The organism is Amycolatopsis pigmentata (assembly GCF_042684065.1).
In the GTDB taxonomy this organism is placed as follows: domain Bacteria; phylum Actinomycetota; class Actinomycetes; order Mycobacteriales; family Pseudonocardiaceae; genus Amycolatopsis_E; species Amycolatopsis_E pigmentata.
On record NZ_JBHUKR010000029.1, the window covers coordinates 130,496 to 143,290 of the forward strand.

At 70.6% G+C, this 12,795-nt stretch carries 10 protein-coding genes; 1 reads left to right on the forward strand and 9 read right to left on the reverse strand.

Going from position 1 to position 12,795, the window contains the following annotated elements; translation table 11 throughout:
• Window positions 1-24 precede the first annotated feature (24 nt).
• From murD to ACFSXZ_RS40185, 9 genes are all read right to left on the reverse strand, one after another.
• Window positions 25-1,428, reverse strand: coding sequence for a UDP-N-acetylmuramoyl-L-alanine--D-glutamate ligase (gene murD / locus ACFSXZ_RS40145; RefSeq protein WP_378271687.1), 1,404 nt, complete (start codon window positions 1,426-1,428; stop codon window positions 25-27).
• Between the two features lie 3 nt (window positions 1,429-1,431).
• Window positions 1,432-2,496, reverse strand: a complete 1,065-nt coding sequence (gene mraY / locus ACFSXZ_RS40150; protein WP_378271688.1) for a phospho-N-acetylmuramoyl-pentapeptide-transferase — start codon at window positions 2,494-2,496, stop codon at window positions 1,432-1,434.
• Window positions 2,493-3,998, reverse strand: a complete 1,506-nt coding sequence (locus ACFSXZ_RS40155) for a UDP-N-acetylmuramoyl-tripeptide--D-alanyl-D-alanine ligase (RefSeq protein ID WP_378271689.1) — start codon at window positions 3,996-3,998, stop codon at window positions 2,493-2,495. Before ACFSXZ_RS40155 ends, mraY begins: the two co-directional genes overlap by 4 nt.
• Window positions 3,995-5,551, reverse strand: coding sequence for a UDP-N-acetylmuramoyl-L-alanyl-D-glutamate--2,6-diaminopimelate ligase (locus tag ACFSXZ_RS40160; protein ID WP_378271857.1), 1,557 nt, complete (start codon window positions 5,549-5,551; stop codon window positions 3,995-3,997). The genes ACFSXZ_RS40155 and ACFSXZ_RS40160 overlap by 4 nt, the downstream gene beginning before the upstream one ends.
• A 212-nt stretch (window positions 5,552-5,763) precedes the next feature.
• The gene (locus ACFSXZ_RS40165; RefSeq protein WP_378271691.1) at window positions 5,764-7,668 is read right to left on the reverse strand and encodes a peptidoglycan D,D-transpeptidase FtsI family protein; all 1,905 of its coding nucleotides are present in this window, start codon (window positions 7,666-7,668) and stop codon (window positions 5,764-5,766) included.
• Window positions 7,668-8,285, reverse strand: a complete 618-nt coding sequence (locus ACFSXZ_RS40170) for a hypothetical protein (protein WP_378271692.1) — start codon at window positions 8,283-8,285, stop codon at window positions 7,668-7,670. Before ACFSXZ_RS40170 ends, ACFSXZ_RS40165 begins: the two co-directional genes overlap by 1 nt.
• Window positions 8,286-8,583: 298 nt before the next feature.
• Window positions 8,584-9,540, reverse strand: coding sequence for a 16S rRNA (cytosine(1402)-N(4))-methyltransferase RsmH (gene rsmH / locus ACFSXZ_RS40175; RefSeq protein ID WP_378271696.1), 957 nt, complete (start codon window positions 9,538-9,540; stop codon window positions 8,584-8,586).
• Between the two features lie 356 nt (window positions 9,541-9,896).
• Window positions 9,897-10,328: a division/cell wall cluster transcriptional repressor MraZ gene (mraZ, locus tag ACFSXZ_RS40180; RefSeq protein ID WP_378271859.1), complete on the reverse strand. Its 432-nt coding sequence runs from the start codon at window positions 10,326-10,328 to the stop codon at window positions 9,897-9,899.
• Between the two features lie 285 nt (window positions 10,329-10,613).
• Complete coding sequence (locus ACFSXZ_RS40185; protein WP_378271698.1) at window positions 10,614-11,435, reverse strand: ESX secretion-associated protein EspG; 822 nt, start codon at window positions 11,433-11,435, stop codon at window positions 10,614-10,616.
• A 245-nt stretch (window positions 11,436-11,680) separates the two neighbouring features.
• Here ACFSXZ_RS40185 and ACFSXZ_RS40190 point away from each other — a divergent pair, with 245 nt between their 5' ends.
• Window positions 11,681-12,793 (forward strand): AAA family ATPase, encoded by a 1,113-nt coding sequence (locus ACFSXZ_RS40190; protein ID WP_378271699.1) that lies wholly within the window; start codon window positions 11,681-11,683, stop codon window positions 12,791-12,793.
• Window positions 12,794-12,795: the final 2 nt, after the last annotated feature.

The window sequence follows — 12,795 nt, forward strand, 5'->3', positions numbered from 1 at the left end:
TGAGTTCCCGTACCCGTCGCGGTCTCATGGGGTGCCTGGGGGGAGGGACCTCACCGCGTCGGCGAACGCATCTCCTCGGTGGGCGTGGTTCCGGAACATGTCCATCGAGGCCGCGGCGGGCGCCAGCAGCACGACATCTCCGGGGTGAGCCAGTGCCCGGGCAAAGTCGACGACGGTACGCATGGGTTCATGGTCGCCCGAGGGCACGTGCCGGACGGGGACATCCGGCGCGTGTCGCGCGAGTGCCGCCGCGATCACCCCCGCGTCGGTGCCCAGCAGGACCACCCCGCGCAGACGACCGGCGACCGTGCGCACGAGGTCGTCCACGGAGGCACCCTTGAGCAGTCCCCCGGCGATCCACACCACGTTCGGGTGCGCGAGCAGCGAGCCCGCGGCCGCGTGCGGGTTGGTGGCCTTCGAGTCGTCGATGTAGCGGACGCCGTCGAGTTCGCCCACGTCGACAGCCCGGTGCGGGGCCGGCCGGAACGAACGCAGGCCCTTCGCCACCGCCTCGGCAGGCACACCGTAGGACCGTGCCAGCGCGGCGGCGGCCAGCGCGTTCGCCACGTTGTGCGGACCGGCCGGACGCACGTCCGCCACCGTGCACAACTCCTCGGCCTCGTTCGCCGGGTCGGCGACGAAGGCCCGGTCCACCAGCAGCGCAGGGTCCTCCCCCGAGCCTGGTTCCACGAGCCCCAGTTCACCGGGACGAGGGACGCCGAGCCCGAATCCCACCCGCCGCGCGGACGCGGTCGCGTGCGTGGCCGCCAGCCGGGCGGACCAGCTGTCGTCGGCGTTGTGCACCACGGTGGCCGAGCGCTGGTAGATCTTGCCCTTGTCCGCCGCGTACGCCTCCATCGAACCGTGCCAGTCCAGGTGGTCCTCGGCGAGGTTGAGCACCACCGAAGCCCGGGGCGCGAGCGAGACCGACCAGTGCAACTGGAAGCTGGACAACTCGACCGCGAGCACCTCGTAGCCCGCGACGACCGCCTCCAGCACCGCGAACCCGACGTTGCCGCAGGCCACCGCGTTCGCCCCGGCCTCGCGCAGGATCGACTCCAGCATCCCGACCGTGGTCGTCTTGCCGTTGGTGCCGGTCACCGCGAGCCAGACCGGGGGACGACTCCTGGCCTGGCCGAGCCGCCAGGCCAGCTCCACGTCGCCGATCACTTCGACGCCGGCCGCGGCCGAGGCGACGAGCAGCGGTGCGTCCGGCCGCCAGCCCGGGCTCGTGACCACCAGGTCCGTGCCCGGGGGCGGCTCCGTCAGGCCGGGCACCAGTTCGGCGCCGGAGCCCTCCAGCTCGGCGAGCCGCCCGGCGTTGCCGTCGGTCACCGTGACCAAGGCGCCCATCCCGGTCAGCACCGGGACCACGGAGAGGCCGGTCACGCCCGCTCCCGCCACCAGAACCCGACGTCCCGCGAACACCGTCTAGACTCCCGCGCCCAGTTGCTCGCTGTAGAACAGGCCGAGCCCGAACATGCAGCAGATGGCGGCGAGCAGCCAGAAGCGGATGATCACCGTCGTCTCCGCCCAGCCCGCCAGCTCGAAGTGATGGTGGAAGGGCGCCATCCGGAACAGTCGCCTGCGGGTGGTCCTGAACACCGCGATCTGCAGCACCACCGAGATCATCTCGACCATGAACAGGCCGCCGATGACGATCGCGAGCAGTTCGGTCCGGGTGGTGATGGACAGGCCGGCGACCATCCCGCCCAGGGCGAGGGAGCCGGTGTCGCCCATGAAGATCTTCGCGGGCGCCGCGTTCCACCACAGGAACCCGATGCACGCGCTGGCCGCCGCCGCGGCGAGCACCGCGAGGTCGAGGGGGTCGCGCACGTCGTAGCAGGCGGCCTGCGGAGTGACCGTGCAGGACAGCCGCTCCTGCCAGAACGCGATCACGACGTAGGTGGCCAGCACCATCGCCGACACGCCACCGGCGAGCCCGTCGAGACCGTCGGTGAAGTTGACCGCGTTCGACCAGCCGGAGATCACGATGTAGCAGAACACCACGAACAGCACGGCGGGAAAGGTGATCAGCGTCAGGTCGCGGACGTAGGAAAGGTTCTGCGAGGCCGGGGTCAGGTGCTGCGGGTTGGGGAAGTTCATCACCAGGATGCCGAAGGCCACCGCCACCACGAGCTGTCCGACGAGCTTCGCGGTCTTGTTCAGCCCCAGGTTGCGCTGCTTGCGGATCTTGATGAAGTCGTCCAGGAACCCGACGATGCCCAGGCCCACGGCGAGGAACAGGACCAGCAGCCCGGAGGCCGACGGCCGCTGCCAGGTCACCAGGTGCGCGCCGAGGTAGCCGATGACCAGCGCGACGATGATGGCCACCCCGCCCATCGTCGGGGTACCGCGCTTGGACTTGTGGCCCTGCGGGCCCTCCTCCCGGATCTCCTGCCCGAAACCCTGGCGGGAGAACACCCGGATCAGGTAGGGCGTCAGCAGGATCGAGATGCCCAACCCGAACGAAGCGGCGATCAGGATACTGATCACGAGACACCGCCTTCTGTTTCCGTTCCGGCGTCCTGCCCGGCCAGCAGGGCGTCGGCCACCCGCCACAACCCGAGGGCGTTCGACGCCTTCACCAGCACCACGTCACCGGGCCGGACCTCCGCCCGGAGCAGGTCGATGGCGGCGCCGGTGTCGGGCACCAGCACCGATTCCTCACCCCACGAGCCTTCCTGGGTGGCACCATGATGCATCGGCGCCGCCGCCGATCCGGCACCGCCGACCACCACGAGCCGGTCGATGTCCAGACGGACCGCGAGGCGGCCGATCTCGTCGTGGGCGGACACGCTGTCTTCACCGAGTTCGGCCATCACGCCGAGGACCGCCCAGGACCTCGTCCCCTCACGCCCCTTGCTCATCGACGCCAGCGTCTTCAGCGCGGCGCGCACGGATTCGGGGTTGGCGTTGTAGGCGTCGTTGAGCACGGTCAGTCCGTCGGCCCGGGTGGTGACCTCCATCCGACGGAGCGACCTGCGCTCCAGCGCGGACAGCCGCTCCGCCACCTCGGCGACGGTCGAGCCCAGTTCGAGCGCGACGGCGGCCGCGGAGAGCGCGTTGCCCACCTGGTGCTCGCCGTACAGCGGGAGGGTCACCGGGGCCCGGCCGTCCGGGGTGACCAGGGTGAACGAGGCCCTGGCCTGGTCGTCCAGCGTGACGTCCTCGGCCCGGACCTGCGCGTCGGGGCTCTCCCCCACCCCGACCACCCGCGCCTTGGTGCGGCTCGCCATCGCGGCCACCAGCGGGTCGTCGAGGTTCAGCACGGCCACGCCGTCCTCCGGAAGGGCCTCCACCAGCTCGCCCTTGGCTTTCGCGATCGCTTCGCGGGAACCGAACTCGCCGACGTGCGCGGTGCCCACGTTGAGCACCACCCCGATCTTGGGCGGCGCGACCTCCGCCAGTTCGGCGATGTGACCGGGCCCGCGAGCGGACATTTCCAGCACGAGGTGCCGGGTTCCGGTGCCGGCACGCAACGCCGTCCACGGATGACCGAGCTCGTTGTTGAACGAGCCGGGCGGCGCGACGGTGGGACCGAGTGGCTCCAGGAGCTGGGCGATGACGTCCTTGGTCGTGGTCTTGCCGGAGGAACCGGTGATCCCGACGACGGTCAGCTCGCCGCGGCTCAGTTCGGTCACCACGTGCCGGGCGAGCTTGGCCAGCGCGACCAGCACCGCGGCGCCCGAGCCGTCGCTGTCGGCGGTGAGGGCGAACGCTCCTTCGTGCGCGTGCCCTGGCGCCAACGGCGGCACCACGACGGCAGGCACGCCGACCGGGCGCGCGGCCAGCACGCCTGCCGCGCCGTCCTGGACGGCCTTGGCGGCGAAGGTATGCCCGTCCACCTTCGCGCCGGGCAGCGCCACGAACAGACCACCCGCGCCGACGCGCCGGGAATCGAACTCGACGGTGCCGGTGATCACCGGTGTGCCGTCCGTGTCATGGAGTCGCCCGCCGACAACGGCGGCGACCTCCGCCAGGGTTAGCGAGATCAAGCGTTCACTCCTGTGCCTGAGGGTTCGTCGAGCCGTTCCCGGATCGCCGCTTCCAGCTCGTCGCGGTCGGAGAAGGGATGGACCACTCCGGCCGCTTCCTGTCCGGTTTCGTGCCCCTTGCCGGCGATGAGCACCACGTCGCCGGGACCCGCCAGCTCCACCGCTTTCATGATCGCGGCGCGGCGGTCGGCGATCTCGATCACCTTGCCACCCGTGGGCCCTACCGAACGCGCCCCGGTCAGCATCGCCGCCCGGATCTGGTCCGGGTCCTCCGACCGGGGGTTGTCGTCGGTCACGATGAGCACTTCGCTGCGCCGTGCAGCGGCCTCGCCCATCAGGGGCCGTTTGCCGGTGTCACGATCGCCGCCGCAGCCGAGGACCGTGATCACCCGGCCGTCGGTGCGCGCACGCAACGCGTCCAGCGCCTGGGTGACGGCCGCGGGCTTGTGCGCGTAGTCGACCACCGCGGCGAAGTCCTGGCCGAGATAGACGCGCTCCATCCGGCCCGGCACCTCGACCAGGGCCAGCCCGGCCACGATGTCGTCCAGGCCCACTCCGACGCTGTCCAGGATCGCCGCCGCGAGCAGCGCGTTCGCCACGTTGAACTCGCCGGGCATCGGCAACTTCGCCCGCGCGCTCCGTCCGCCGGGACCGTGCAGCGTGAACGACTGCTCACCGGTGGGGCTCGCGACCAGGTCGTTCGCCGTCCAGAGGGCGCTGGTGCCGGGCTCGGTCGACACCGTGATGGTGTGCGGGGTGACCAGTGCCTGTCCCCACGCGCTGTCGACCACCACGATCTCGGTGGTCGAGCGGCCGTCGAACAGCAGCGACTTCGCTTCGAAGTACTCCTGCATGTCGCGATGGAAGTCGAGGTGGTCCTGGGAGAGGTTGGTGAACGCGCCGACGGCGAAGCGCGTCCCGTTCACCCGTCCGAGGGCGAGCGCGTGACTGGAGACCTCCATCGGGACGTGCGTGACGCCCGACTCGACCATCACCGCGAGCAGCGCCTGCAGATCGGGCGCCTCGGGTGTGGTGAACGCGCTGCTCAGCCGCTCGCCCGCGATCCGGGTCTCGATCGTGCCGATCAGGCCGGTGGTGTAGCCGGCGGCGCGCAGGCCGGACTCCACGAGATAGGAAGTGGTCGTCTTGCCCGAGGTGCCGGTCACGCCGAGGACGGCCAGTTCCAGCGAAGGCTCGCCGTAAATCCAGGCGGCGACCGAACCCAGCACGCCACGGGGGTCGGGGTGCACCAGCACCGGTACACCGGCGTCGCGCAAGGCGGGCCGCTGGGCGCCCTCTTCGTCGGTCAGCACGGCCACGGCGCCCGCGGAGATCGCGTCGCCGGCGAAATCGGCGCCGTGCGCGCGGGCCCCCGGCAGCGCGGCGAACAGGTCACCGGGCAGCACATGCTGGGCACGCAGCGTCGCACCGGCCACCGCCCGGTCCGGGTCGTGCACGTCGGCGATCAACCGCGCGTCCGCGCGGGCGATCAGCGTGGTCAGCGGGACCGGCCGGGTACGCCGCGGTCGCGGCGGGGCGCCCGCCGGCTTCACCGGGTTGTCCGGGACCTGCCTCCCGGAGGTGGCGGGCCCGTCTTTGTTGACAGACACGGGCCGAAGGTTACCCACGCGCCGATGCACCGCCACCACGCGGTACGGCGTGTCGGCGGGGGGTGCGCACGCATGATAAAGAAGCGATTGGTGCCACACCCGCGAACGTCACACCGTCGCTTGTGGAAAGCCTTGTGGAACAAGGGTTTCCACGCTCAGGGGAGGACCAGTGGGACAAAGGGCGCCGGGCCGTCGGAAAGCGGAATCTGGTAGCGCTGTGCCAAATAGGACGCGATATCGTGAAACAGTGGACCTGCCGAAACTCCGGCGGGCAGCGTGGTGTCCGGCGCGTCCAGCCGGATGCCCACGACGAACCGCGGATTGTCGGCGGGCAGGATGCCGGCGAAGGTGATATTGGCCAGGGTGGCGCTGTAGGCGCCCGTCGCCGGGTCGACCTGCTGACCGGTGCCGGTCTTGCCCGAGATCTGATAGCCCTCCAGCGCGGCCGACGGCGCGGTGCCGCTGTTGCCGGATTTCCCCTTCTGGGTGACAGCGCGCAGCATGTTCCGCACCGTCTCGGCCGTGGCCGGGCTGACCACCTGAACGGTTTTCGGTTTCGGTCGCGGAAGCACCGTCCCGTCCGGCTTGACCTCTTCCTTGATGATGCTCGGCTGCACCCGCAGGCCGTTGTTGGCGATCGCCTGGTACATCCCCGCCATCTGCACCACGGTCATGGACAGGCCCTGGCCGATCGGGAGGTTCCCGAAGGTGCTGGCGCTCCAGCGGTCACGGGCGGGCACGTAACCCCGGCTCTCCCCGGGCAGGCCGAGTCCGCTGCTCTGGCCGATCCCGAACTTCTCGAGCATCGACATCCAGCGGTCGGCCCCCACCCGTTGCGCCAGCAACAGGGTGCCCACGTTCGACGACTTGGCGAAGACCCCGGTGACCGAATAGTTCTGCACATCGTGTTCCCAGGCGTCGTGCACGACCCGGTCGGCCACCGGGATGGAGTCGGGAACCTTCAGCACCGAATCCGGCGTCACCAGACCCGCGTCGAGCACCGCGGTGGCGGTGACCACCTTGCTCACCGACCCCGGCTCGAAGGGGATGCTCACCGCCTTGTCGTTCATCAGATCGTCGGTGTAGGTGTGGCTGTCGTTCGGATCGAAGGTCCGGTCGTCGGCCAGCGCGTAGATCTCCCCCGTCTTGGCGTCCATGACCACCGCCTGGCCGCCCTTGGCGTGCGATTTCGCCACGTAGGCCGCCAGCTGGCTCTGCAGGACGTACTGCACGTCGGAGTCGAGCGTCAGCACCAGGTCGTCACCGGCGGTGGCCGGCCGGACGTCGCGTTCGGTCCCGGGGATGACCACGCTGTCGTTGCCCTGCGCGGTGTCCGCGATCTTCTGTCCCGGCGTGCCGGCGAGATCGTCGTCGAAGGTGAGTTCGAGACCGTCGATGCCGTGCAGGCTGTGCTTGGACACATCCGGGTCGTCGGTGCGCCAGTTCGCCAGGCCGACCACATTGGAGGCCAGGGAACCGCCCGGATATTCGCGGTCGGCGCGCACCTCCATGCCGATTTCCGGATACTCGGCGGTGATCTGGTCGGCCACCGAAGGCTCCACGCCCGTTGCCAGGTAGGTGAAATCCTGGTTCTTGTGGAAGTCGGCGAGCAACTGCCGCTCGGTGAGCTTGCCGGGCAGACGGGCCGCGATGAACTTCGCCGCCGAGGCGGCGCGGGTTTCGAAGTTCTGTCCCTTCGACGGGTTCTGTTGCGCGTAGTCGGTCCAGCTCTTGCGCATCGCCCGCAGGTTGACCGACAACGCCCTGGTTTCCACGCTGAACGCCAGTTTCGCGCGATTACGGTCCACAATGGACCCGCGCTGCGCGGGCACCGTGATCGTCGTGGTGCGCTGGTTCTCCGCCTTCGCCGACAGCGCCGCCGCCTGGAAACCCTGTACTTCCACCAGTTTCAGCGCGGCCACCACCAGCACGCCGACCAGGACCATCCGCACCGCGACATAGCGGCCCTTCCCGGTCGCCACGCTGGGCCTGCCGGCGACACGGCGGGCTTGCGCGGCATAACTCCGGCGCCGCTGCGCCGACGGCCTTCCGCCCGCCATCAACGGCCCGCCGGCTGGGCGGACGATGCCTGGTCTCCTTGCGGCACGTCGCCCTCGACCAGGGCTCCGGGCGCTGGCGGCGGGGAGGAGGGCGGCGGCGCGGCCGTCTCGGGCGCGGTGACCTTTTCGGGCTCGCCGACGACCGTGATCGAACCGTCCGGGTTCCGCACCAGGTGGGCGGGGTCACCGGCGGGGACCATGCCCAGCGCCTTGGCCCGCTCCGCCAGCGAGGACGCCGAGCCCGCGGAGTTGACATCCTGCTGGAGCCGCTCGGATCGTTCGGCGAGATTCGCGTTCTCCTGGCGGATCTGCTCCAGGCGGTAGGAATCGGCGATCGCCTGGGTGGACAGCAGCAGCGTGACCACCACGCCCGCCGCGAGCAGCACCATCACGATCAACACGAAGGAGGCGCGCGACCGGGGCCAGCGCAGCCGGAAACCGCCGGTGCGCTCCGGCTCCCGCGCCGCGCGCCGGATTCCTTCGACGCGCTGCGCCCGCCGCGCGTAGGCGCGTTCGGCGGCCAAGGTGCGGCGCGTCCCGCTCCGCCGCTCGGTGACCGGCGCCGCCGCGGCCCCGTCCGGCTGTGGCTTCCTCCGCGTCCGTGCGGGCGCCGTCATAGCTCACCACCCTGTGTTTTGCGGGACACCCGCACCCGGGCCGGACGCATCGACGCCCCTCGGGGCAACCCGCGGCCGCCGGGGTGACCACCGAGCGCGCCGTCTTTGCCCGGTGCTTCGCGGGGGCACGGCCCCCACACCCCCACTGGGGGCAAGCCCCCAGACCCCCTCATCGGGGCGGCAGGGCGCCCGTCCACCCGACCCGCCGCGTACCGGGAATGAGCGCCCTGTCGACACGATCGCGGGGGCGCGCAAAGCCGCGGAGGTAACAGTATGACCGGGGCTTCGCAATTGTCGATCATGCGTCCGCCTCCTTGATCTTTTCCGCTGCACGGAGCCGCACCGAAGCGGCTCGTGGGTTGATGTCGATCTCCGCCTGGCCCGCCTTTTCGGCGCCGCGCGTGAGGAGCTTCAGCCGGGGCCCGTGCCCCGGCAGCTCGACCGGAAGTCCCGGCGGTGTCCGGGAAGCGGCCCATTCCGCGAACACCTGCTTGACGATCCGGTCCTCGAGGGACTGATACGACTCCACGACGATGCGCCCGCCGGGCGACAACGCCTGCAGTGCCGCCGGGATCGCCCTGCGCAGGACGTCGAGTTCGCCGTTCACTTCGATCCGCAGCGCCTGGAACGTGCGCTTCGCCGGATGCCCCCCGGTACGCCGGGTGGCCGCGGGAACCGCCTCGTAGAGCAGTTTCACCAGCCGTTCGCTGCGGTCGAAGGGCTGTCGCGCCCGCTCCGCCACGATCGCCTTCGCGATCTTCGCCGCGAACCGTTCTTCGCCGTAGTCACGCAGGATCCGGGTCAGTTCGGCGGCGGGATAGGTGTTGAGGACCTCGGCGGCGGTGAGCCCGCGGGTGGGGTCCATCCGCATGTCCAGCGGCGCGTCCCTGGCGTAGGAGAATCCCCGCTCGGCGAGATCCAGCTGCATCGACGAGACGCCGAGGTCGAACAGCACACCGTCCACTGAGGACAGTCCACATTCGGTCAGCGCGTCCGGCAGCCGGTCGTACACGGCGTGCACGAACCGTACGCGGTCCCCGTGCCGCGCAAGCCTTTCCGCGGATCGCTCCAGTGCCTCGGGATCACGATCGAGCGCGATCAGCTCCAGCCGTGGGTGGGCCGAGAGGAGTGCGTCCGCATGGCCGCCGAGGCCGACCGTCGCGTCCACGAGCACCGCGGGCCGGTCGGCGAGTACGGGGGCGAACAGCTCGAGGATCCGCTCGAGGAGCACCGGGACGTGCTTGGTCGCCGCCATCGATCCCACCCCCTTCCGGCCTTACCGGCGACTGTGCACCGGGCCGTCATCGCGTCCTCCACGCGAGAGTGCCGGGTGCCGGTGTGATCCGGCCATGAGCGCACCACCGCGGCGATCCGCCCGCCGGACCGAGCCGCGGTCAGCAGACCACCCGTCGTGCCGTCATCGTGTCCTGTAGTCCCAATCCCCTGGGGTGCCGGATGCCGTCAGGTCCCCGCCCGCCCGCTGCGAACCTGGTGCCGGGGAAGGTGCACCAGGGCCGCTGAGCGGACAGAGGCCTCACGACATCCGGTTCGGTCCCCGCCCGATGCCGGTACCCGCGTCCCCCGACGACGTGGGTCCCGCAGACCGGTCGTCTAGAAGACGCCCGGCAATACCTCCTCCTGAGCCTGCGCGTAGCTGTCTTCGTGTTCCTCCAAATAGGACTGCCAAGCCTGGGAATCCCAGATTTCGAGCCTGGTGATCGCCCCGATCACCACGCACTCCTTGTTGAGCCCCGCGTAGCGCCGGAGTTCCGGCGCGATCGAGATCCGCCCCTGGCCGTCGGGCCGTTGCTCGTCGGTCCCCGCGAACAGGTAGCGCTGGTAGGCGCGAACCGCCTCGTTGGTGAACGGAGCCTCGGCGACCTTGCGCGCCAGCTGTTCGAACTCGGCCCGTGGGAACACGTAGAGGCAGTGATCTTGCCCCTTGGTGACCATCAGCCCACCTGCCAGCGCGTCGCGAAACTTCGCGGGCAGCGTGAGCCGCCCCTTGTCGTCCAGTTTCGGGGTATGGGTGCCGAGGAACACGGCCCCACCTCCCACGGGGCTCCCTGCCGCCCCACTGCGCACCACCGTACCCCACTTTTCACCACAGTCAACGCCAATCGCGCCCACTTCCGGGCGAACATCACAGCGTTTCCGCAGGTGGAAGCCGGTGGGTACGGGTGGGGGACGGGAGGGGAGCGTCGCCCACGCAGGGGAGACGGAACGGTCGCATGATCGCTCCACACGCCCGGCTTCCGGCAGGAAGCGCGTCCGTGCCCGTGATCGTGGGGGAAGGTGGGGCTTGCCGGGGGCGCGAGGAGAACCGGTCTACTCCAGGAACCCCGCCAGGCGTTTCACGAGCCGCTGGGGGTCGGCCGGGGACACGCTCACCCAGTCCTCCCGGCCCCGGCCCGCGCCGACCGAGCCGAGATAGGAGCCGGCATCGGTGACGAACCAGCTGACGCCACCGGTGCGGCGCAGCCGTCCGTTTTCGCGCACCCGCACCGAGAACTGGCCGGCGCCCAGGACGGGCCGTGCCTGGATCGCCATTACCTCACGGATCTGCCCACCATAGGCCGACGTGCCGTTGCCCAGGCCGTACGCCGGGGCCTCAGCCAGTGCGCGCAAGGCGGACGCGGGCAGGGTCACACCGTGTCCCGGGCCTGGTTCCAGCGGCGGCACGAGGCCCACGACCGCCGTCCAGATCTCGGTTTCGCGGATTCCCGACAGTCCGAGCGTCTCACCCGGATGGCCGACGAGCACCGCCCGCCTGCCGCCTGCCGCAGCCACCGCGCGGACTTCCCCGTCCCGGGCCAGATCCGGCAAGCCCTCGCATTCGACGTAGACGTCCGCCTCGGAAAGCGTGGTCAGTCCCGCCATCAGCGACGGATCGGGACCGCCCTCGGTGGACAGGCCGCGCTCGGCCAGATCCCGGTAGAGGGCCTCGCGGATACCGGCCTCGTCGCGACGTGCCGACAGCACGTCGGACAGCTCGATCAGATCCAGAAGATTACCGCTGGAGGCGGCGTCCCGGATGGTCCGGACCGGGTCGAAGTCCACCGGTGACGGCATCTCCACCCGGGCCCGCACGGCGACGCCGGCCTGGTTTCCCACTGCCTCCACGCCCGGCAGGGTCGGGGCCTCGGTCATCGGTTCGCTTCGCACCTTTGGAGTAGCCGGCCGGTTTCGGACGGAAGCATACGATAAACCCCGGGTTCCTCACCGCGGTTGGCACGAGTTTGACACACTTGGTGGCAGGCTGGGCGGTGCTGGAGGGTTGTCGGCGCTGCCGGGATACGGCCATGAGAGTCTTCCGCGCCACCGAAGGGACACGGTCGCGCGGTCCGCTCCCACCACAAGCATGCATGCACAGGGCTTCAGCACCAGGAGGTCGAGTGACGTCGAGGACACAGCCTGCGACGCCCGGTGAATACGCGGGCGAGCAGGTAACCGGGCAGGCGCCGTACTACACGTCGGGCCCGGCCGGGGGCGTGACCGGCGCTTACCACGGTCACAGCCTCGGCGAACTGCAGGAGACCATGCGGCGCATCGCCAGCAACGTGGAGCGGGTGCTGGTCGGCAAGCCCGACGTGGTCCGGATCGCGCTGGTCACCCTTCTCGCGGAGGGCCATCTGCTCGTCGAGGACGTGCCGGGCGTCGGCAAGACCTCGTTGGCCAAGGCGCTGGCCAGATCCATCGACTGCACCGTCAGCCGCATCCAGTTCACCCCGGACCTGCTGCCCAGCGATGTCACCGGCGTGTCCATCTACAACCGGCAGACCGGCGGTTTCGAGTTCCGGCCCGGCCCGGTGTTCGCCAACATCGTGGTCGGCGACGAGATCAACCGCGCCTCGCCCAAGACCCAGTCCGCGCTGCTGGAGTGCATGGAAGAGCAGCAGGTCACCGTGGACACCTCGACCTACCGCCTCGACGACCCGTTCATGGTGATCGCCACCCAGAACCCGATCGAGATGGAAGGCACCTACGCCCTGCCCGAGGCCCAGCGCGACCGGTTCACCGCCCGCGTGTCCATCGGTTATCCCGACGCGCAGGCCGAGCTGGCCATGGTCGACGAGCACTCCGGCCACAACCCGTTGAAGGACCTCGAACCGGTGTCCGACGCCGCGACGGTGAACCGCATGATTCGCGCGACGCGGGGCGTGCACATGGCCCAGGAGGTACGCCGCTACGCCGTCGAACTGGCGGCCGCCACGCGGCAGGTGCCCGAGATCCGGCTCGGCGCTTCGCCCCGGGCCACCCTGCAACTGGTCCGGGCCGCGCGGGCGCACGCCGCGCTGTCCGGCCGCGACTACGTCGTGCCCGACGATCTGCATGCCGTCGCGGTCCCCGTGCTGGCGCACCGGCTGGTCCTGACCACCGAGGCCCATGCCGCCCGCCGCTCGGCCACCGACGTGGTCCGTGCCGTGCTGAACCGGGTCACCGTGCCCGTGGGAGCTCCTGCCGTGCCGGGCACCGCCACCGTGGCCAACGGCCAGGCACGCCGGTAGCC